Source organism: Aquimarina acroporae (assembly GCF_023195925.1).
Taxonomy (GTDB): domain Bacteria; phylum Bacteroidota; class Bacteroidia; order Flavobacteriales; family Flavobacteriaceae; genus Aquimarina; species Aquimarina acroporae.
This window is the reverse complement of record NZ_JALPRE010000001.1, coordinates 326,864-348,021: the sequence shown is the minus strand read 5'-3', so window position 1 is coordinate 348,021 and position 21,158 is coordinate 326,864. Positions and strand designations below refer to the sequence as shown.

The window sequence follows — 21,158 nt, the reverse complement described above, 5'->3', positions numbered from 1 at the left end:
TATTATGTATATTCTTATAACTTAAAAAAGCAAATGATGACAAGAAAATTTTTAGTTTTGGCACTCGTAGTGTTAAGCTTTTTGGGGCTGTCTTGTTCAAGTGATGATGGACCACCAACCGCAAGCTTGCAGTTAGAAACTATTGGTCTAAAAGCGTTAACCGGAGGCTCTACATACCAAGGTTGGCTTATTGTGAACGGGGAAGCTATTCCTACTGCAAAGTTTACTGACCCTACTATTACTTTAAATCTGGAGGTTTTAGCTTCAGATTTAGAAGATGCTACACAATTTGTGTTAACTATTGAACCGGTTGGAGATTTGGATAATATACCTTCCGCAGCTAAAATTCTAACCGGAAACTTTAATGGTAACTCTGCATCCTTGAATTTTGAATCTGTAGTTGCTGATCTTTCTAGCACTTCAGGACAATTTTTTCTGGCAACTCCAACCGATGATGTTGCTGATAATGATGAGTTTGGAGTTTGGTTCATGAATGGGAGCGATGCTCCTGGTTTGGTACTGCCCGATCTCGAAACAGGTTGGAAATATGAAGGATGGGTAGATTTTGGAAGTAAAGTACTGTCAACAGGAACATTTTCGAAAGTAGATGTTACAGATGATGGTAACTTTTTTAAGGGTTCGGGAGGAACAGTGCCCGATTTCCCTGGTGAAGATTTTTTAGTTATTCCAAGTCAGATACCTCTTACAGGTATTACCTTACCAGCGGCGGTAACCAGCAAGAGAGTCTTTATAACGGTAGAGCCATACCAAGATAATGATCCGGCACCGTTTTTTATCGAACCGCTTAGCGCGACAGCTGGAATAACCACTGGATCTGCTAATCCGGTGATGATGATTTCAAATACTGCGGTTCCTTCAGGACGAGCTACCAGAGCTAATATGTAAAATATAGTACACATAAAAACCCTGTTTATCAGGGTTTTTTTTGTTCAAAAGAGAGTAGAAAGAAATCTTTAAATAGTTTTTTTGCTTTACTTTTCTCTACCTCAGAAAGCGTATTATTATCTAGTATTAAACCGGCAAGAGGGTATTTCTCTGTTTCGTATGATTCGGGGATTTGCTGTATGTCATTATTGTTTATATGTACCATCAACAAAGAAGGCATTTGAGTGAATACAGAAGGGAGCTCAACAAAATCATTATATCCTGCATGTATCACCCATAGTTTTTTCATATTTGACATGCTACTAGGAAGCTTTTGTAGGTTATTATGATCTATGTATAAAAATCTAATCTGTTTTAGCCCTTCAATAGTGTTTGGAATAGTGGCTAAGTGATTATGGTCCAACCAAAGCGAATAGAGGTTCGGAAGCTTTTCTAACAACTTAAAATTTTTATTTCCTGTTAGGGTGTTATAAGATAAATTAAGGTCTTTAAGCGATTTCAATGTAACAATGTTCTGCGGTAGTTCTGAAATTTGATTGCCTTTAAGATTTAAAAATTCTAAAGGTAAATGATCAATATTTTTAATAACATTAACCAAGTTTAAATCTGGATTAGAGGCAAGAGATAACTGTTTGAGATGCTGTAGTTTTTCTATTTCCTTGGGAATTTCTTTTAGCTGTAAACTATCTAATATGAGTACTTCAAGGTGGTTAAGCGTACTTATTTTTTCAAAAGCATTTTCAAGGTTAATATCGACATTCCCCGTTAAGTCTAGCATTCTTAAGTCTTCTAGATCTTGTACAGATCCAGGAAGGGAATCTAAATTTTGATGACTGAGATCGAGACGATACATAGTTGTTTTGTTTGCTGTCTCTGGAATTGCTGTTAAAGTTTCACCATAAAAAGTCGTATACGTATTGCAGCTACTATAGCAAATAGCAAATATGATAAAAACTATATATGAGATTTTGTTTTTAATCATCAAACACTTCTTTATGTAAAACATTACCGCCTACCTCAATATAGATTTTATCAGGAACTTCTACATTCCAAGGAAATCTTGGGTTTAGGCCTATACCGTCGTGCAAGGTATTTTGAATATAGGCTCCGGTTTTTTGGCTATTCATTCCTAGTTTAGAAAATACAGCAAAATGTTTTTCTTGGTAAAGGCCATAAGCATATAAATTTCCATAGAATAAATTTTTATATGGAGGAAGAGTATACCAAACATTTTTGCGTCCATCATCAGAATTGGTCGTATTTCTTGGGGATTGACTATAATCTGGTCTAGGGGTAAATAAATCAATCCCGAATCCTGCCTGGTAAATCGTTTCTAAGCTCGTTATCTTCGTAAATCCTACTTGTAGTGATCCTGTGACACCATAGTCGGTTCCAGCTCCATTAAACCAACCAATTTTGAAATCATTCATAAATGCCAAATGTATGTTATGATTCGCATTGCTAAACCTCATGAGAAAAGCACCTCTTCTGAGACCATAAGATTTTAATTTTTTTGGTAGATAATCTTTACTAAACCCAAAACCAAGGCCATTAAATCCACCTTCACCTAGGGGATCAAAGATGATAGCTGTATTTATTTGAGATAAAGAAGAGCCTAATAGGTTACTATTCTTTCCGATTCCTCCTAGGGCAAAAAAGTCATAAGCATATGCCAGTCCGTTGGTTTTTAAAGTATGTCTTTTCCGAAATTGATAGATCGACAATGAAAGACCGCTTTCTATAGATATGTCCCCATAATTGAGGATTCCAAACCCTTGAGCTCCTAACTTTAACCATTGATTTTGATTACCTAATGTAATTTCGGCTCTTAATAGAACTCCTCCATTGGCATTTAATTTTTGGGCGTAGATAAAATGATTAAGAAAAATGAATACTGGTAATATAATTTTTACACAATTTGTTCTCATATTTATCTTCTAGGGTGAAAAGTATTCATTACCTCGCTTAAATGACTTTTATCTATATGCATATATATTTCTGTAGTCGTAATACTTTCATGACCTAACATAAGTTGTATTGCCCTCAAATCGGCACCATTTTCTAGGAGGTGGGTAGCAAAAGAATGTCTAAAGGTGTGCGGACTGATATTTTTATGTATCCCAGCTTTTTCGACCAATCTTTTTATTATGGTAAAAATCATGGCTCTGGTTAACTGTTTTCCTCTTCGGTTTAAAAACAAGGTATCTTCATGCCCTTTTTGAATATTGATATGATTGCGAATTTCGTTTTTATATAGAGTAATATATTTTTGGGTGGTTTCTCCAATAGGAACAAAACGTTGTTTGTCCCCTTTACCAATGACACTTATATACCCTTCATCAAAAAACAGATGTGATAGTTTAAGTTCTATGAGTTCGGTAACCCGTAAACCACAACCGTACAAAGTTTCGATAATAGCTCTGTTTCGTTCTCCCTCTGGTTTACTGAGATCAATTTGTGCGATAATTAAATCGATTTCTTCAAGAGATAAGGTATCTGGAAGTTTTCTACCAATTTTGGGAGATTCGATCAACTCCATAGGGTTCGTCTCTCTATAATCCTCAAATACCAGGTAATTGAAAAAGCTCTTTAATCCCGAAATCACTCTTGCTTGTGATCTTGCGTTTACCAATTTTGCAGTTTCATAAACAAACTGTTGTAGTATTTCTTTTTCTATTGTTAAGGGAGAGGTCTCGATATTTGCATTTTCTAAAAAAGAAAGGAGACGTTTGAGGTCAAGAACATAATTAATGATAGAATTTTCAGAAAGCCCTCTTTCAATTCGCAAATAATGTTCGTAATCTTTAATAGCATGTTTCCATTTCATTTTACCCTATACTTGCTTTAATATTTTAATAAAATCAATATCTCTTGTTCAGAAAACACTAATATAAAAAGAAAAACACTTCGATAAAGAGTGTTTTGATGATAGAAATTATCTAGTATTTAAATGTATAAATCAAACATAGTGTAACTGTTTGATTGTTTGTTGTTTGCATGTGTTTTGTTGTTGGGTTTTCTTACGAGTAATTGCTGAGAATTGACGGTTGTAAAGGTGTTGAATACTAAAACTGGCATGACCTTTGTTTAGCTACTTCCTCGAAAAAAACTATTAAACAAATCGATTATGAAAAAAATTTTAGTATTCGCTGTATTAGCATCATTTAGCTTTTTTGGTAACGCTCAGGAAGAATCTATTCGTTTTGGAGCAAAAGCAGGTTTAAACCTTGGAAATGTAAAAGGTGATAATGAAAACACAGATATGAGAACAAGTTTTCATGTAGGTGCGCTAGCAGAAATACCTATTTCGGAGAAATTCGCTTTTCAACCAGAATTATTGTATTCTTCTCAAGGAAACAAGGTAGATGAGTCTGACTTCGAATCAACGACCAAGTTAGATTATTTACAAGTTCCATTAATGGGTAAATTTTATGTTGCCGAAGGATTGAGTTTACAAGCAGGTCCGCAAGTGGGGTTTTTATTGGCTGCTAACTCAGAAGGAGAAGACAATGGAGTAGATTTTGATGAAGATGTGAAAGATCAATTAAAGACTATTGACTTTGGCTTGAATCTGGGAGCGGGATATCAACTTGATATGGGGGTTTTCTTCGACGCTCGTTATAATCTTGGATTATCCAATATTCTTGATGACAGCGGAGATCTTAGTGTTCAGAATTCTGTATTCCAATTTTCGGTAGGATACAAGTTTTAATGACCTATATCTAAAATAGATAAAGCACCTGGAGTATATCTCGAGGTGCTTTTTTCATTTAATAGAACATGGTTTTGAAAAAATAAAACTACTTTTGAGTGTACCATTATATTATTTTATGAAAAAAATAGCTTTTCTTTTTCTGATATTTTTTGGTTTTCTGAGTGCTGTTTATGCTCAGGATGATACCCCATTATATACCAGAGCTGGTTTTAAAACCGGTCTTAATTATGCAAATATCACTGGAGATGCCGAAGGGACAGATGCCAGAATACGTATGCATTTGGGAGCGGTGATTGAATTTCCTATTTCTCAACAGATTTATATACAGACAGAGGTTTTGTATTCTGCGCAAGGGTATACCATAGATCAAAATGGAACCGAAAATAAGATAAGTTTAAATTATTTGACCTTACCTGTGATAGGTAAATTCTATTTTGGAGATCATTTTAGTTTAGAAACGGGGCCAAGATTTGCTACGTTGGCTAATGCTACAGAATCGGCTGATGATACCACAGATGAATTTTTTGATTCGTTCAACAATTTTGATTTTGGTTGGGTAGTAGGAGCAGGGTATAAGTTTGAAAGTGGTTTGTTTTTTCAGCTTCACTACAATATTGGACTAAGTAATATAAATGATATAGATGGATTAGATATTACCAACAATACTGCTTTAGGGCAACTATCTGTTGGATACCTATTCAAAACAAAAAATAATAGAAGACAAGAACCTGCTGTAGATCAATGAAACTAATTATTATAAACGGTCCTAACCTAAATATGTTGGGTAAAAGGGAACCTGGAATATATGGGAATCAAAGTTTTGAAGAGTATTTTTCTGATTTACAATCTAGATTTCCAGACATAGAACTTTCTTACTATCAGTCTAATATTGAAGGAGAAATCATCACCAAAATTCAAGAGACGGATGATCATTTTGACGGTGCTATTCTCAATGCTGGAGCTTATACACATACATCTATAGGAATTGGAGATGTTATAAAAGCAATTTCTAAACCCGTTATAGAAGTACATATATCCAATACATTTGGTAGAGAAGAGTTTCGACATCAATCCTATATCTCGCCAAATGCTAAAGGAGTAATCTTAGGGTTTGGTTTACAGAGTTATGATTTAGCCATATATAGTTTCTTGAAAAAGTAATGCATAAAACTTATTTTAATTGGAGTAGTGGTAAAGATTCATCTTTGGCCCTCTATTATATCCTTCAGCAAAAAGAATATAACATTTCAAAGTTGTTGACTACTGTGAATAAAGATTATGGTAGGGTGTCTATGCATGGTCTTAGAGAGGAGCTACTAGATGAGCAGGCTGTAAGTATTGGGATTCCTATTAAGAAAATAAAACTTCCTGCAAGGGTGTCTATGGAAACCTATAATGAAGCTATGAAAAATGCTACTGCTTCCTTACAGAGTGATGGATATACGCATACTGTTTTTGGAGATATCTTTTTAGAAGACCTAAGAGCTTATAGAGAACAACAACTAGAATCTGCCGGTTTACAAACAGTTTTTCCACTTTGGAAGCGTGATACTACAGAATTGCTAAAGGAATTTATAGATCTTGGTTTTAAGGCTATTACTGTTTGCGTAAATGCAAAATTTCTAGATGATACTTTTTGCGGAAGAGTAATTGATCATGATTTTTTGAAAGAATTACCGTCAAATGTAGACCCTTGTGGAGAAAACGGAGAGTTCCATACTTTTGTTTTTGATGGACCTATTTTTAAAAAACCTATTGATTTTACCATAGGAGAGAAGGTGAAAAGGAATTACGAACCTTCAGATAATGATGATGACAATTGCTTTACCGATGAAGATAAAAAAAACTGGGATACTTCCTTTTGGTATTGCGATTTGATCCCTGTATAATGATATTAAAAAATCCCAAAGTATAATCTTCGGGATTTTTTAATCTATTATTATTTTTTACAAATGAATTACTTCATCGTAGGCATCTGCTACAGCTTCCATAACTGCTTCACTCATCGTTGGGTGAGGGTGTATTGCTTTTAGAACTTCGTGACCGGTAGTTTCAAGCTTTCTTCCTAAAACGGCTTCGGCAATCATATCGGTAACACCAGCTCCAATCATATGACAACCTAACCATTCTCCGTATTTTGCATCAAAGATTACTTTTACAAAACCGTCTTTTGTTCCTGCAGCGCTTGCTTTACCAGATGCTGAGAAAGGAAATTTACCAATTTTTAGCTCATATCCAGCTTCTTTAGCTTGTTTTTCTGTCATACCTACACTGGCAATTTCTGGAGATGCATAAGTACAACCAGGGATATTACCATAATCTATTGGTTCTACGTGCATACCAGAAATTTTCTCAACACAGGTAATTGCCTCTGCAGTTGCTACGTGCGCCAGAGCAGGGCCAGGCACTACATCACCAATAGCATAGATACCAGGAACATTTGTTTGGTACCAATCGTTAACAACAATCTTATCTCTGTCGGTTGCGATTCCTAATTCTTCAAGGCCTATGTTTTCTATATTGGTTTTAATACCGACAGCAGATAATACAATATCGGCTTCAAGGATTTCTTCTCCTTTTTTGGTTTTTACAGTTGCTTTAACTCCATCACCACTAGTATCAACGCTTTCAACAGAAGAGTTCGTCATAACTTTAATACCAGCTTTTTTGAAGTTACGTTCAAACTGCTTTGAAACTTCTTCATCTTCAAGAGGAACCAAGTTTGGTAAGAACTCTACTATAGTTACCTCTGTACCCATAGCGTTGTAAAAATGAGCAAATTCAACTCCAATGGCACCAGAACCTACTACAATCATTTTCTTAGGTTGTGATTCTAGAGACATTGCTTCTCTGTATCCAATTACTTTTTTACCATCTTGTGGTAAATTTGGAAGTTCACGAGATCTCGCTCCGGTAGCAACTATAATATGTTTAGCTTGGTAATCTGTAGCTTTACCATCTTTGTCTGTTACTGTAAGAGTGTTATTAGATTTTAATTTTCCAAATCCTTCAATAACATCAATCTTATTTTTTTTCATTAGGAATTGTACTCCTTTACTCATTCCTTCAGCTACGCCACGGCTACGATTAACAACAGCACCAAAATCTTTATCGAATTTCTCAACAGTTAATCCGTAATCAGAAGCGTGTTTTAGATATTCAAAAACTTGTGCACTTTTTAATAATGCTTTTGTTGGAATACAACCCCAGTTTAGACAAACTCCTCCTAAACTTTCTTTTTCTACAATTGCAGTTTTAAACCCAAGTTGTGAAGCTCTAATTGCCGCCGGATAACCTCCAGGACCACTTCCTAATACGATGATATCATATGTGCTCATAAATGTCGATTTTTTCAAGTCACGAATTTAAGCATAATTCGTCTAACCAAAAAGGGATTTAGGGATTCCCTTAACATATGTTTTTTATCGAATTGTAGATAAAAAAAACACTATCGCAATGATAGTGTTAATTTTTTATTGGGTTTCTGGTTCGATCTCAGAAAACCTTATAATAATCTCAAATATTGAGAGGCTTAATATTCAAGCTTTAATGCTTTTTGTACAGCATTGAAATCTTTTAAATCAACTTTGGCATCTTCTGCAAAAGAAGAAGGTACAATTACAATTCTAAAATCTTGATTATCTGTAATATCTGGAGCTAATGCGGCAAGGTCATCGCTTTCTAAGAAGATATCGATACTAGCGATATTTTGCTGAGCATCAAAAATAAAGTTGAATTGAAATTGCGCAAATCCGCCACCATCAAAAAAGAATGTTCTTGGTAGAGGTTCCCATACATCTGCTTGTGCTGCGTTTGATTGTATTGGGTCTAACACATATACTAAGGCAACATCAGAGTCGAATACATCGATATTATTTGGAACCACTGCTTCTATTCGATAGTCATTTCCTGCATTAAAAGTGGCAGTGATTTCAAAAGTACTACCAATGGTGTCAAAATCTGTATCATCGTCATTAGAGCAAGAAGTGAATAGTATGCTTGTCATAAAAAGTAGTGCAAAAATCTTTTTCATAAATTCTAAATGTTTATTTGTTGTAATTTTATTTTTGATCAAAGTTTATACTCACCGAATTAACGCAATAACGTTGTCCTGTTTCTGTAGGTCCATCATTAAAAACATGACCTAAGTGGCTTCCACAGTTAGCACAAAGAATTTCTGTTCTAATCATACCATGAGAAGTATCTCTCACATATTCTATGCTACCTTCGATAGATTCGTCAAAACTTGGCCACCCGCAACCCGAATCGAATTTTGAAGCACTCTCAAATAATGAAGTTTTACAGGCCATACATTTATATGTTCCATCTTCATAATGTAGATTATATTTACCAGTAAAAGGCCTTTCAGTTCCTTTTTGGCGTAATATTCTATACTCTTCTTCGGTAAGCTGAGCTTTCCATTCTTCTTCTGATTTCTCTACCGGGTATTTTTTCATATTTTTTCTTTTGGTACAAATATTAATGCATCTCCGTTAATACAATGTCTCATTCCTGTTGTTTCTCTTGGACCATCATTAAAAGAGTGTCCCAGGTGTCCACCACAAGTTCCACATAATAACTCAGTACGAGCATAGCCTAATTTATAGTCGACATCTTTGTCGACATTACCTTTTACCGCTCTGTCAAAACTTGGCCAACCGGTACCGCTATCAAATTTATGCTCACTCTCGTATAGAGCTGTATTACAAGCTGCACAATGAAATGTTCCTGAAGCATACAATTTGTTTAGCGGACTGGAAAAAGGTCTTTCTGTTCCCGCTTGCCTCAAAATATAATACTGCTCAGAAGTCAAAATCTTTTTCCATTCAGCATTGGTTTTAGAAACCTCATACTGTTTGGGTTCTTTTTTAACTTTCTTTTGTGCTGTTCCTGTACAACTTATCACTAAAGCTCCAATACATAATAAAATTAATCGTCTCATGTTTTTAGATAAAATTAAATAAAGTTTTAGATATAAGTCGTACAAACTTCCTTTCAATAACGTATCAACAACTATTCCAAAATAAAATCTACAATTGTTGAAATTACTTTTTTGTCGCCTAATATCTTTCTGTGCCCTAAATTTTCGGTAAGTACAAGCTTTCCCTTTTCAAGTTCTTTTACAATTTCATGTGCCGAGCTGTAATGTACATCTACGTCGTTTTTATCATGAATTACCATAGTGGGTATTTTTATTCCCTTCGCAGATACTGCGCCAGAGTAGTGGTCCAAATCTTCTCCATATCTATTATCAAAATAAGATTTTAAAAGCCTCGCCACTTTTTGACTTAACTGTAAATTTTTGGCAAAGTTCTTTGTAACCGCAGTTATACTGTTTGCTGTTCCTACGATGACTAGCTTTTTTATATTAAGTCCAAATTTGGTTGTTCTTAATAATGACATTCCTCCCAAAGAATGTCCTATTGCAGCTTCAAAAGGGCCATGAGTTTTCTCTAAATGATGAATAGTTTCTATAAAATGAGGTAAAATAGTTCTTTTGCCCGGAGATTTGCCATGGGCTGGAGCATCAAAACTCACGGTACTATATCCATTCTCTAGTAATTTATCAGCAATTTTAGATAATTGCGTACCTGTTCCCGACCAACCATGAACAAGGAGAATTTTCTTTTCTGAGTTTCCGTAAGAGTAGACCATAATCTCACGGTTTATACTATCTATTTTGATTAATTCTTTCTTACTGTGTTCGTACATCTCTTTTTCACGATCAGGCATATCATATTTAAACGGAGTTAAAAACATTCTTGCTGCAAACCTTGAGGCGAGAAAAGGTGATAGAAAATTGAGAAGTTTTCCTGTATATAAAATAGGCTTAGGAAGTAGTAAAGCCTGAATTGGTATTTTATCTTTATTCACGTTGTTATTGCTAGTTTTATTTGAATTTTCAAATTAAATCATCAGAGGCTTTTGAATCAAAGAATTATGATTAATTAACATTTTCAAAAATTACCGTGAACAAATATATTTTAAGAATTGTTTCGTATAACTTGATAAAGTGCTTAATTTTGTAGCTTATTTTTAACAAGAAATTCATGGGATTACCCCCCACAGAAATACATAAAAAGGAGCAGAAGGTACTGTATGACTACCAGAAACGAGATATTGATAAAATATTTAGTCGCCTGGAAGAGTTTCCTGAAAGGTTTAATCTTTTATACCAATTACCAACTGGAGGGGGGAAAACGGTTATTTTTTCTGAAATCGTTAGACGATACATTGAAACGACAAAGAAAAAAGTAGTGGTGTTAACACATCGTATTGAACTTTGTGGTCAAACTTCAAATATGTTGTCTGAGTTTCATGTGAAAAATAAGATCATTAATAGTGCTGTAAAGCAGTTGCATGATCAAGACGAATTCATGTGTTTTGTTGCTATGGTCGAAACCTTGAATAACAGACTCAATGATGACCAATTGGAGTTGAATGATATTGGGATGGTGATTATTGATGAAGCTCATTATAACTCTTTCAGAAAATTATTTAGATTTTTTAAGAACTGCTTCATTTTAGGAGTAACAGCTACACCGCTCAGCTCTAATATGAAACTCCCTATGAAGGATAATTATAATGAACTTATCGTTGGTGATACTATAGGATCATTAATAAATAAAGGCTTTTTGGCAAAGCCAGTTACCTATACATATGATGTAGGTTTGGGGTCCTTAAAAATTGGTATGAATGGGGATTACACCGTAAAATCTTCAGAAGAATTATATACCAATATGATGATGCAGGACAAATTACTGCATGCTTATGAAGAACGTTGTAAAGGGAAGAAGACCCTAATTTTTAACAACGGGATTAATACGTCGGTTTATGTTTATGATACTTTTAAAAGAGCCGGGTATCCTATTCGACACCTTGATAATACCAACAGTAAACAGGAACGCGAAGATATTTTGGCTTGGTTTAAAGCAACCGAAGATGCTATTTTAACCTCTGTAAGTATTTTAACGACAGGTTTTGATGAGCCTACGGTAGAAACTATCATACTAAACAGAGCAACAAAATCTTTAACCCTGTATTTTCAAATGATAGGTAGAGGATCGAGGATTTTACCAACAAAACCCGAGTTTTCTATTATTGATTTAGGAAATAATACCGCTAGATTTGGATTATGGAACTCAGACGTAGATTGGCAATCTATTTTTAGATCTCCAGATTTCTATTATGATAACCTCATTGGTGATGAAGAAATAGAAAGGAACTTTAAATATGTAATGCCAGAGGAAGTAAGAAAGGAATTTGCAAATTCTGAAAATGTTGAGTTTGATATTGAAGAGGAATATGCCAAGACCAAAAAGTATAATTTACGAAGCCTTACGGTACTTGAAAAATCTATAGAACAACATGCCCAAATGTGTGCAGAAAATAGTGAAGATGTTTTTGACGCACGAATTTTGAGCAGACTATTGAAAGAAGATATAGAATATAGAGTAAGAAGGTACTCTTACTGTATTAGTAAAAGTACCAAGAACTATAGAGATTGGCTCGAAGAAGATTATAAACGCAAACTCAGATCACAGATCAATCAGCTGTTTATGAATCAATAATTACTTCTTTTAAAGCCATTTCTACTGCACTTTTTGCGTGAATCTCTGTGGTGTTGAAAACAGGTATATCTACATCATTTTCAGTTATGAGTAACGGTAGTTCTGTACACCCTAAAATTGTACCTTGAACTCCTTTGTGTTGTAAATCTTTTATTATTTGTTTCATTACTAGTTTAGACTCTTCTCGTATTTCACCGAGCACCAGTTCATCATAAATAATGCGATGAATACGATTTCTATCAGTTTCGTTTGGAATTATTACTTTAATACCAAAATCTTCTTGTAAAATCTTTTTGTAGAAATCTTTTTCCATTGTAAACTTTGTCCCAAGTAATGCAACTTGATCTAGTTTCTTTGATTTGATGTTTTTACCGGTGGCAGTTGCAATGTGTAAAAAGGGAATAGAAGTGTTTTTTATAATTTCTTCACTACACAAGTGCATGGTATTTGTACCTAAAATGAGGAGATCTGCACCTGCATTCTCTAGTTGTTGTGCTGCCTCAATCATTTTTTGATTTAATTTATTCCAATCTCCCTGACGTTGCAAGAATTCTATTTCAGCAAAGTTTACAGAGTTTAGGATACATTTTGCAGAATTAAAACCGCCTAAAATTTGTTTAACTTCTTTATTAATTAAATCATAATATATCGCTGAAGACTCCCAGCTCATACCTCCAATTAATCCTATGGTTTTCATATTGTATTATGGTTTAGTGTACTAATTATATTTCTATTTCTCCAACAAGATAGGGGACAGCATACCCGCTTAAGAAAACACGATTTCCATCAAGTACACAATCTAATTCCCCTCCTCGTTTTGATAATTGAAAAGCTTTCAATTTGTTTTTATTCAACTTATTTGCCCAATAAGGAACTAGTAAAGTATGCGCAGAACCTGTAACGGGATCTTCCATCGGAATTTCAGGATTTGCATCAAAAACACGTGAAACAAAGTCTGCAGATTCACCTTTTGCAGTAATAATAGTGCACAAATATGGAAGTCCTTTTAATGCATTTAAATTTGGAGTTTCTTTTATAATTTCTTCTTCAGTAGCTACTTCTATTATCAAATCTCTACCTGCATAGGTTTCAATAGGTTTTGCTTTAAAGGCTTTGTAAACTTCTTCTGGGATATCAATTTTTTCAGGTGGTCGGCTAGGAAAATCTAAAGTAATAGCTCCTGTTTTTTCTTTCTTTGCTTTTAAGTCTCCACTTTTAGAGGAAAAAGTAACTTCTTCGAGAGTGGAGTCTAAGTAATTAAAGATAACGTATGCTGCAGCTAGTGTAGCATGCCCGCATAAATCAATTTCGGCATAAGGCATGAACCATCGTATTTCATACGATTCACCCGTTTTTACAAAATACCCAGTTTCTGCCAAATTATTCTCTATGGCTATATTTAAAAGTGTTTCATCGTCTAACCAATAGGGTAAATGGCAAATTGCAGCCGGATTACCACCAAAAAGGGTATTGGTAAATGCGTCTATTTGGTACATAGAAATTTTCATGACTAATATAATTTTAAGATTTGACCTGTGATTTTTGTTTGTATTGCTTTTTGATATAAAGGAACAACGTCTTCAATATTAACTGGATAATGCCCTGCAAATTTTTTATCTTCAGGGAACCCCCCAACGATTGCTCCTGGAGCGACAACATTTATTCGTATGCCTCTTTGCATTTCGTTAGCAGCGGCATTTACAAAACTATGAATTGCACCATTTACTAGTGATAAGGCCGCTGTATTAGGTTCGTAATGTTCTGCCAAAATACCTGTTGTTAAGGTAATGGAACCGTTGTCGTTAAGGTAATTTGTAGCGATATGGGAGAGATTTACTTGTCCCATGAGTTTGCTTTTAATACCTAGGTAATAATCCTCTTCTGAAAGTTCATTGAAGTTTTTCCATGCAGCTGTCCCTGAAGCATTGATAATAGCATCTAGTTTGGGTAGTTTTTCAAATGTGTTTTTTATAGAAGCTTTATCTGTGATATCTATAGGATAGGTTTTGCTATTTCTATGAGCGCCATATACTTCTGTATGATGTTTTGATAATGTATTGTATATTTCTTTTCCAATAGTTCCAGTTGCTCCGATAACTAATATTTTCATAATTATATATTTAATTTTATAAATATGTTAGGGTAAATTTTTTTATAATTGTCTTAGTTTATTTAAGTATTCTTCTATTACTTTTTCATTTCGTTTGAAATACGTCCATTTTCCATGTCGAGTAGTAACTAATAAACCTGCTTTATGCATTCCTGAGAGATAGTGGGAAATTGTTGGTTGTGATAGTCCAGATTTATTTTGAATATGTTGACCACAAACCCCATCATTAAAATGTCCTAATTCTTTATGAGGAGGGAAATTTGATTCAGGGTCTTTTAGCCATCTCAATATTTCCAAACGTGTGGCATTTGATAAAGCTTTATTGATTTGTAATATCTCATGATCTGTCATAAAACAAATATATATATTTAATTTTATAAATATGTTCTTGTTCTTAAATAAGAATAAAAAATTAACGCACATGTAACAAAATTTGTATTTGCTCGTCTAGTAAGTAAAAGCTATAATAAAATTGTAATCAACTGAATACAAAATAGTTTTAACGATACAACTTAGAGCGCCTATCTTGATACTTCTTGGGATAGGTGCTTTTTATTTTCTATAAATAAATAGAGGGTTCTTATATGAAAGGATAAAAAATATTCTTAATCTTGCCGATAATGAATGGTATTCCAATAATAGAGACAAAGAGGGTGGCTGTAAAGCTAAGGCCTTCTGCAGAAAAAAAAATTAAACAAGGACATCCCTGGGTTTTTAGTGATAGTATTGTAAAGCAGAATATAGAGGCAAACGCAGGAGATTTAGCTATTATTTACGATGCCAAAAAAAACAAATTCTTGGCTTGCGGTTTATATGATCCCTATTCGCCTATTAGAATTAAATTAATACAGTTTCTGAAGCCTGCCCAGATCGATGAACAGTGGTTTGCAGGAAAAATAAAAGAAGCATATAGCCAAAGGGTTTCATTGTTACAAACAGATACCAATAGCTATCGCTTAATTTTTGGGGAAAATGATCATCTTCCGGGCTTTATTGCAGATGTTTATGATAACGTTTTGGTCATCAAGTTATATTCACATATTTGGTTGCCTTACCTTCATACAATGCTTCCTGTATTGATAGAAACGTCTGTTTGTAAAACTGTAGTGCTAAGACTAAGCAGACAATTACAAACGAGCGGAAAAACCTATGATCTTAAAGATGGGCAAGTGTTATATGGTGAACTTGAAGATGAAGTCATTATTTTTAGGGAACACGGGGTGTTGTTTTCCGCTAACGTAATAAAAGGTCATAAAACCGGATATTTTTTGGATCATCGTCACAATAGAAAAAGAGTGGGGGAACTTGCTAATGGAAAAACAGTATTAGATGTGTTTTCATATGCTGGAGGTTTTTCTGTACATGCTTTGAAAAATGGTGCAAAAAGCGTGACCAGTTTAGATATTAGTGCCCCTGCTTTGGAGGTGGCTGTTAAGAATGCAAAACTAAACTCTTTTAAGGGTAAGCATGAGATTATGGTGGCTGATGCTTTTGATGGGTTACAAAGCCTAATTGATGAAAATATACGTTTCGATATTGTGGTGATTGATCCTCCTTCTTTTGCTAAAAGAGAAAGTGAAATAGGAAAAGCTCTTAAAAGTTATATGAAACTGGCTCAACTAGGGTGTCAACTTGTAGCGAATAAAGGTATTTTAGTATTGGCTTCATGTTCTTCAAGAGTAGTAGCAGAGGAGTTTTTTAAGGTATCAGAAGAGGAAATATATTCTTCTGGAAGAGATTTTGATATTTTAGAAAAGACAGAGCACGATATCGATCACCCTATTGGTTTTGCTGAAGGTGCCTATTTAAAATGTGGATACTACAAATTGTATTAAAAAGAATCCGGTAATCCTTGCTAGGATGTACCGGAGACATATTAAATTTTTTAGTTTCAATGTTTTCCAAAAACATGAACTTTTGCTCTTTTTTTTGAAAGGTTTTTGGTATCATAAAAAAAGGTAATATCTCTTATAACTCTTTTACCTCCTTCCGGATCAATTAATCGGGTAGCACTTCGTTTTGAGAAATTGTGACGTAAAGAAATGATGTCTTTTTTGCCATTACCATATTGCACTACCATTTTGTGCATGTTTATAGAACCGCCGGTTACTTTAACTTTTAATTTTGTGAAACCACCTTCTCTAGCAGTAACTTTAATAACATCTCTGTCAAGTTTGTAATTTACTGTTCGAGAACCTAGGTGCTCCCAAGAGTTAATTGCTGTAAAACTACTTCCTATTACAAGTAGCACCATTAAAGATAAAATTGTCGAACTTTTGCGCATTAAATTTTTCATAGTCTATAAATTCTTTGGGTTTACTATTCTTTTTGACTATGAAATTGAGGGAAGGTTTAATCGGGAACGATTTTTTCAAAAAAAGGGGATAAATCTTCTCAAGATCTATCCCCTTTTTTAAGAGTGTGTTTTATGTGTTTTCTTAGTTCGAAGCTGTTAACAACGCAAAGAATTTATCCATATTTGGAAGTAGTACAATTCTAGTACGTCTGTTAATAGCCATATTTTCTTGAGTATCATTTTCGACTAATGGCTTATAACTACTTCTTCCAGAAGCGATAAGTTTTGCAGGGTCTACTTCATATGAATTTTGCAATTTTCTTACAATTGAAGTAGCTCTTTTTACACTTAAGTCCCAGTTATCCTGAAGTACAGCAGTATTTATTGTTCTTGGATCGGTGTGACCCTCTACCATTACTTCTAAACTAGGTTCAGAATTGATAACATCGGCTAATTTCTTAAGAATGTCATCCGCTTTATTACTTACTCTATAGCTTCCACTATTGAATAACATCTTATCTGAAATAGAAATCATTACTACAGTATTATCTATATCGATAGAAATGTCTTCGTCTTCTTTTAAGTTATCTGCCAAAGAACTTTTTAAGTTATGAGAAACCGCTAAATTCATGGAGTCCTTTAAAGATGTAGCTCCTTGAAGTTTTTGAGCATCGACTTTACTCAAAGTTTCTTTCATCTTTTCTTTTGTAACGTTAGAAATCATAGCAATATCATCTACCATCACCATTTTTTCGTCGTTTGACTCTCTTAAAGAGTTAATTTTTGAGTTATAGTCTGCAACTCTAGCTTCAATTTTTGCAAACTTCTCTTCCAACTCTTCTTTTTCAACGGCAGTCTTTTGTAAAGTACTACGTGTATCTTGAAGTTCCTGTTCTAAAGCCACATACTTTTTCTTTGATACACAAGAGGTCATTACTATTGCTCCCGATAAAACGATTAATTTGAATGATTTTTTCATGGTTATTTAATTAATATTTTATGCTATTTTAACTTTCCTTAACCCCATTTATTGCTTCTGAGATTACTAATTTTTTCACATCAATTTCTTAAAATATGTTAATAAAAAATCTTTTAGTTTGTTTGCCGTAAGGTGCTTACGGGAACTCTATATGAAGTTTAGTTTTAATCTTTTGATTTTCAGAAAACTAATAAAACGAGGTTAATTTATGACTGCGGCGAACAAAAAATAATTTATTTGTTATATTGCAACAACATATTATTTTTACGGTCATAATAGTAAAAAAAAGAACTTGCCCAGATCTACATTTTTAAATTTTAAAGTTTTAGAGTACACATGTTTTCAATAAAAGGAAGGGGTCTATCTGGGAGTTTAGTTTTTTTATTTTTTTCGTGCTTGTTTTCTACACAAGCAATATTGGGTCAACAAGAAGAGCTACAGGCTGTTGATCAATTACCACTAGAGATAGATGGTACCGTCGTTTACTTACCAATAGTTGCAGAAAATAAACTAACCGTTTATAAAATTGCTGCAGAAGATAATAGTATAAAGACTGAAGAAGAATTTAATGTGAAATGGGATACTGTAAGGTTTAATCCTTATAGAGGAGAATCAGTTAGTTTTCCGATAGCACTTACTTTTAATACGGAAGATTTTGCTTCTCCAGTTGAACGAAAAATGGTAGTAACTTCACGCTATGGATGGAGAAGAGGTCGCCCTCACCAAGGTATAGATATAGATCTAGTAGTTGGAGAGAGTGTGAAATCTATCTTAGAAGGAAAAGTACGCTATGTTGGATATCATGGTGGACATGGTAAAACCGTAGTGATTCGTCACCCAAATGGTTTAGAAACTGTTTATGCACATTTGTCAAAATATTCGGTAAAAGAAAATGAAGTGGTCAAAAAAGGACAGGTGATAGGAAAAGGAGGAGTTACTGGTAATTCTAGAGGTAGTCATTTGCATTTAGAGGTGAGATATCACGGAAAATCAATAAACCCAGAATATTTATTCGAATTTTCTACAAAAGAACCTAAAGTTAGATCAGATATGGTATTTGTGACTCGAAGATGGGTAACACCAAGATATCATCGATCGACCAGAAAGAGTAATATCGTACTTTGTACAAGTATGGAAGATATCGAAAGAATTAAAGAAGAACGGGAGAAAGTATATACGGTTAAAAAAGGAGATACGCTGTATAGAATTGCCAACAGATACGGTCTGCACATATCAGAGCTTTGTAAAATTAATTCAATAAAACGAAGTTCGGTGTTGAAAGTTGGGCAACAGATTATCGTTATGAATCCCTAATCCTTAGTTTATCGCAGGATCATTCAAATGTTTATTAATTATTTCCAGCAGGTTATTTTTATTGTACGGTTTTAAGATATAATCATTAAGTCCTGCATGAATTATTTGTCTATTTAGTTGCGTGACATCTACAGCTGTTAATGCAATAATAGGAGTTTTAGGGTCAAATTCACGAATTTTCTTGGTCGTTCCAATACCATTTAGTTTTGGCATATTTATATCCATTAAAATGATATCGTAATGATTTTCCTTAGCCAAGTCTATGGCATCAAATCCATTATCTATAGTTGTACAGATAAAATTTTCCTTAGAGAGCATTTTATCGGCAACCAATAAATTTAGTTTATTATCGTCTACAATTAAGGCTTTTAGTTTCCCATCCTGTTCAACGCTTGCATTAGTTGTTTTCGGGGTATCTCCAATTTCAGTGATTTGCTTTACAGTATTATGGATTTTAAAATCAATTACAAATGCATATTCTGAACCAGATTTAGTATTGTTTTCTATGATAATTTCACCTCCCAATACCTTAGCAAGTTTTTTTACAATTCTTGAGTTAAGACCAGTGCCTAAATAAGATGCCTTTGCCTGATCGATATTTATAAATTCTTGATAAATAGATTTTTGGTCTTCTTGAGAAACTTCATACCCATTATGACTAACCTTAAAAGATATGGTAAATGTGTTTTCTTTTTTCTTAATTAGATTGATAGAGAATTGAACATTCCCATTTTTGGTAAAACGTAGAGCATTACTAAGTAGATTAATAAGTATCTGAGAAACCAAAGCTGGGTCACCAACAACCTTTTGGTCAATTTCTTCATCAAAATCGTATTCAAGAATATTGTCACTATTCTCGGTAGCATAGCTGAAAGAATTCGTTAAGTTTTGAGTAACTTCTTTGAGATCAAAAACAATATTTTGAACATTTACCTCTTCAGAATCTAGATAATTAACATGAAGGACATTATTAATAAGTGTAAGCAAATAATCTCCAGTAAATTTTAGAGATTTAAGTTTTTTGTTCTCTTTTATTTCAGGATGCTCTTCGGCAATAAGAGTAGTAAGTCCCATAATACCGTATAACGGAATTCTTAGTTCTTGACTTAAAAGAGAAATATAGTCTTGTTGTGCCTTAAATTGACCTTCTGTTTTTTGTTGTAAAGATTGTAATTCAGAATTTTTAAGATTCAGCGCTTTTTTAATCGATCTACATCGCATCCAGAAAAACAGAATCGTAATAAATAATAAACCGCCAAGAATATAGTAAGTCATTGCAATATTTTATAGGATAACAAATTAATATATATAAGTATAATCTTACAAATTTAGATTCAGGTTTTTTTTGATAATCTGTAAAAACTGAAAGTTTTGCAGTGAATTAACAGTCATAAAATTTAGATTATCTATCTTTATCACTGGAAATCACAAGTATTGAAGCATATGAGGTTTAGGTTTTTTCTTGTTTTCTTAATAGGTGTATTTGGTTTTGTGTACGGGCAAGTAGAAAAGCCTTCAGGTCTTCGTATTGATAAAAGTGATCTTAAAACAGATAAATACAAACTCTCTGGTGGTATAGTAGATCCTAATCTAGAGAATAGATTCTCTCTTTCGCGTGCACCAGAAGATGGTAGTGACTATAGAAAAGATAAGCAACCTTTTAGTATGAAGGATGAGAATAGTTTATTACAACCAGAGGCAAAATCAACCCCAAAATGGTTTGAAAAAGATCGCGAAATAAAAGATGAATATAAAAGTGATCAATATCTGGGTGATTTCAAAAATAATGGAAAATTTGTTAGTCTGGTATATCGTGATCATGAGTATGTAGATGGTGATATTGTTCGTATTCTGGTTAATGACGATATTATCGGTGCCCGAGTTTTTTTAACCGCAAATTACCAGGGAATACGTATCAACTTGGTTAAAGGATTTAATAAAATTGATATTCTCGCACTTAATCAAGGAGAATCTGGTCCTAATACTGCAGAGTTTCAACTATATGATGAGTTGGGTAATCTGATTACAGGTAACGAATGGAACCTGACCACTGGAGTAAAAGCAACCCTTATAGTCGTAAAAGAATAACCGATAAGCCTTCAGGCATTGTTTAAGTCTCCTATTGAATATTAGTACTTTCCCTTGGAGTTTATGATAGTATTTGTTGATTTTAGATTCCATTTTCTAAATACTACATTGTATTCCTTTTATCGTTTCAGAATATATTTCAATAATTTTTTAGATTTTTTGTGATTTTTTTTGTGTTG

At 33.7% G+C, this 21,158-nt stretch carries 24 protein-coding genes; 9 read left to right on the top strand and 15 right to left on the bottom strand.

Annotation, left to right across the window (positions count from 1 at the left end; all coding sequences use genetic code 11):
• Nucleotides 1–33 precede the first annotated feature (33 nt).
• Complete coding sequence (locus tag M0D21_RS01740) at nt 34–906, top strand: anti-sigma factor (RefSeq protein WP_248325920.1); 873 nt, start codon at nt 34–36, stop codon at nt 904–906.
• Nucleotides 907–934: 28 nt separating this feature from the next.
• Here the strand turns inward: M0D21_RS01740 and M0D21_RS01735 are convergent, their stop codons facing one another.
• Genes M0D21_RS01735 through xerD form a run of 3 tightly spaced genes read right to left on the bottom strand, consistent with a single transcriptional unit; the run spans nt 935 to nt 3,733 of the window.
• The gene (locus M0D21_RS01735; RefSeq protein WP_248325918.1) at nt 935–1,888 is read right to left on the bottom strand and encodes a leucine-rich repeat domain-containing protein; all 954 of its coding nucleotides are present in this window, start codon (nt 1,886–1,888) and stop codon (nt 935–937) included.
• On the bottom strand, nt 1,881–2,834 hold the full coding sequence (locus tag M0D21_RS01730; RefSeq protein ID WP_248325917.1) for a hypothetical protein: 954 nt from the start codon (nt 2,832–2,834) through the stop codon (nt 1,881–1,883). The genes M0D21_RS01735 and M0D21_RS01730 overlap by 8 nt, the downstream gene beginning before the upstream one ends.
• A 2-nt stretch (nt 2,835–2,836) precedes the next feature.
• A complete protein-coding gene (gene xerD / locus M0D21_RS01725) occupies nt 2,837–3,733 on the bottom strand; it encodes a site-specific tyrosine recombinase XerD (protein ID WP_248325915.1) in 897 nt (298 codons plus the stop codon).
• Between the two features lie 300 nt (nt 3,734–4,033).
• Here xerD and M0D21_RS01720 point away from each other — a divergent pair, with 300 nt between their 5' ends.
• From M0D21_RS01720 to M0D21_RS01705, 4 genes are all read left to right on the top strand, one after another.
• Nucleotides 4,034–4,618: a porin family protein gene (locus M0D21_RS01720; RefSeq protein ID WP_248325914.1), complete on the top strand. Its 585-nt coding sequence runs from the start codon at nt 4,034–4,036 to the stop codon at nt 4,616–4,618.
• A 118-nt stretch (nt 4,619–4,736) separates the two neighbouring features.
• Nucleotides 4,737–5,366 (top strand): porin family protein, encoded by a 630-nt coding sequence (locus tag M0D21_RS01715; protein ID WP_248325913.1) that lies wholly within the window; start codon nt 4,737–4,739, stop codon nt 5,364–5,366.
• A complete protein-coding gene (gene aroQ / locus M0D21_RS01710; RefSeq protein ID WP_248325911.1) occupies nt 5,363–5,782 on the top strand; it encodes a type II 3-dehydroquinate dehydratase in 420 nt (139 codons plus the stop codon). Before M0D21_RS01715 ends, aroQ begins: the two co-directional genes overlap by 4 nt.
• A complete protein-coding gene (locus M0D21_RS01705) occupies nt 5,782–6,510 on the top strand; it encodes a Dph6-related ATP pyrophosphatase (RefSeq protein WP_248325909.1) in 729 nt (242 codons plus the stop codon). The genes aroQ and M0D21_RS01705 overlap by 1 nt, the downstream gene beginning before the upstream one ends.
• A gap of 57 nt (nt 6,511–6,567) precedes the next feature.
• Here the strand turns inward: M0D21_RS01705 and lpdA are convergent, their stop codons facing one another.
• The 5 genes from lpdA to M0D21_RS01680 all read right to left on the bottom strand — a co-directional run bounded on the left by lpdA (nt 6,568) and on the right by M0D21_RS01680 (nt 10,495).
• Nucleotides 6,568–7,959, bottom strand: coding sequence for a dihydrolipoyl dehydrogenase (lpdA, locus tag M0D21_RS01700; protein WP_248325907.1), 1,392 nt, complete (start codon nt 7,957–7,959; stop codon nt 6,568–6,570).
• Between the two features lie 194 nt (nt 7,960–8,153).
• Entirely contained in the window at nt 8,154–8,654 is a 501-nt protein-coding gene (locus tag M0D21_RS01695; protein WP_248325906.1) for a hypothetical protein, read from the bottom strand.
• A 28-nt stretch (nt 8,655–8,682) separates the two neighbouring features.
• Nucleotides 8,683–9,078, bottom strand: coding sequence for a peptide-methionine (R)-S-oxide reductase MsrB (gene msrB / locus M0D21_RS01690; RefSeq protein ID WP_248325904.1), 396 nt, complete (start codon nt 9,076–9,078; stop codon nt 8,683–8,685).
• Complete coding sequence (gene msrB, locus M0D21_RS01685; protein WP_248325900.1) at nt 9,075–9,563, bottom strand: peptide-methionine (R)-S-oxide reductase MsrB; 489 nt, start codon at nt 9,561–9,563, stop codon at nt 9,075–9,077. Before msrB (M0D21_RS01685) ends, msrB (M0D21_RS01690) begins: the two co-directional genes overlap by 4 nt.
• 71 nt (nt 9,564–9,634) lie before the next feature.
• Nucleotides 9,635–10,495 (bottom strand): alpha/beta hydrolase, encoded by an 861-nt coding sequence (locus tag M0D21_RS01680; protein ID WP_248325897.1) that lies wholly within the window; start codon nt 10,493–10,495, stop codon nt 9,635–9,637.
• Between the two features lie 176 nt (nt 10,496–10,671).
• Between M0D21_RS01680 and M0D21_RS01675 the strand changes: the two genes are divergently transcribed.
• Complete coding sequence (locus M0D21_RS01675) at nt 10,672–12,192, top strand: DEAD/DEAH box helicase (RefSeq protein ID WP_248325895.1); 1,521 nt, start codon at nt 10,672–10,674, stop codon at nt 12,190–12,192.
• Here M0D21_RS01675 and M0D21_RS01670 read toward each other — a convergent pair.
• Genes M0D21_RS01670 through M0D21_RS01655 form a run of 4 tightly spaced genes read right to left on the bottom strand, consistent with a single transcriptional unit; the run spans nt 12,179 to nt 14,653 of the window.
• Nucleotides 12,179–12,889, bottom strand: a complete 711-nt coding sequence (locus tag M0D21_RS01670) for an aspartate/glutamate racemase family protein (RefSeq protein WP_248325894.1) — start codon at nt 12,887–12,889, stop codon at nt 12,179–12,181. The genes M0D21_RS01675 and M0D21_RS01670 overlap by 14 nt on opposite strands.
• A gap of 25 nt (nt 12,890–12,914) precedes the next feature.
• Nucleotides 12,915–13,700 carry a PhzF family phenazine biosynthesis protein gene (locus M0D21_RS01665; protein ID WP_248325892.1) on the bottom strand — a complete coding sequence of 262 codons (786 nt, stop codon included), beginning with the start codon at nt 13,698–13,700 and terminating at the stop codon, nt 12,915–12,917.
• Nucleotides 13,701–13,702: 2 nt separating this feature from the next.
• Nucleotides 13,703–14,302 (bottom strand): short chain dehydrogenase, encoded by a 600-nt coding sequence (locus M0D21_RS01660; protein WP_248325891.1) that lies wholly within the window; start codon nt 14,300–14,302, stop codon nt 13,703–13,705.
• A gap of 42 nt (nt 14,303–14,344) precedes the next feature.
• On the bottom strand, nt 14,345–14,653 hold the full coding sequence (locus M0D21_RS01655) for an ArsR/SmtB family transcription factor (RefSeq protein WP_248325890.1): 309 nt from the start codon (nt 14,651–14,653) through the stop codon (nt 14,345–14,347).
• Between the two features lie 269 nt (nt 14,654–14,922).
• Between M0D21_RS01655 and M0D21_RS01650 the strand changes: the two genes are divergently transcribed.
• Complete coding sequence (locus M0D21_RS01650; RefSeq protein WP_248325888.1) at nt 14,923–16,137, top strand: class I SAM-dependent rRNA methyltransferase; 1,215 nt, start codon at nt 14,923–14,925, stop codon at nt 16,135–16,137.
• Nucleotides 16,138–16,193: 56 nt separating this feature from the next.
• Here M0D21_RS01650 and M0D21_RS01645 read toward each other — a convergent pair whose 3' ends face one another.
• Complete coding sequence (locus M0D21_RS01645; RefSeq protein WP_248325887.1) at nt 16,194–16,556, bottom strand: DUF2541 family protein; 363 nt, start codon at nt 16,554–16,556, stop codon at nt 16,194–16,196.
• A gap of 184 nt (nt 16,557–16,740) precedes the next feature.
• Nucleotides 16,741–17,577 carry an OmpA/MotB family protein gene (locus tag M0D21_RS01640; RefSeq protein WP_248325885.1) on the bottom strand — a complete coding sequence of 279 codons (837 nt, stop codon included), beginning with the start codon at nt 17,575–17,577 and terminating at the stop codon, nt 16,741–16,743.
• Nucleotides 17,578–17,994: 417 nt separating this feature from the next.
• Here M0D21_RS01640 and M0D21_RS01635 point away from each other — a divergent pair, with 417 nt between their 5' ends.
• Nucleotides 17,995–18,891: a M23 family metallopeptidase gene (locus tag M0D21_RS01635; RefSeq protein WP_248325884.1), complete on the top strand. Its 897-nt coding sequence runs from the start codon at nt 17,995–17,997 to the stop codon at nt 18,889–18,891.
• Nucleotides 18,892–18,894: 3 nt separating this feature from the next.
• Here M0D21_RS01635 and M0D21_RS01630 read toward each other — a convergent pair whose 3' ends face one another.
• Entirely contained in the window at nt 18,895–20,166 is a 1,272-nt protein-coding gene (locus M0D21_RS01630; RefSeq protein WP_248325883.1) for a response regulator, read from the bottom strand.
• Between the two features lie 168 nt (nt 20,167–20,334).
• Between M0D21_RS01630 and M0D21_RS01625 the strand changes: the two genes are divergently transcribed.
• Nucleotides 20,335–20,979, top strand: a complete 645-nt coding sequence (locus M0D21_RS01625; RefSeq protein WP_248325882.1) for a hypothetical protein — start codon at nt 20,335–20,337, stop codon at nt 20,977–20,979.
• The last annotated feature ends 179 nt before the right edge of the window (nt 20,980–21,158 follow it).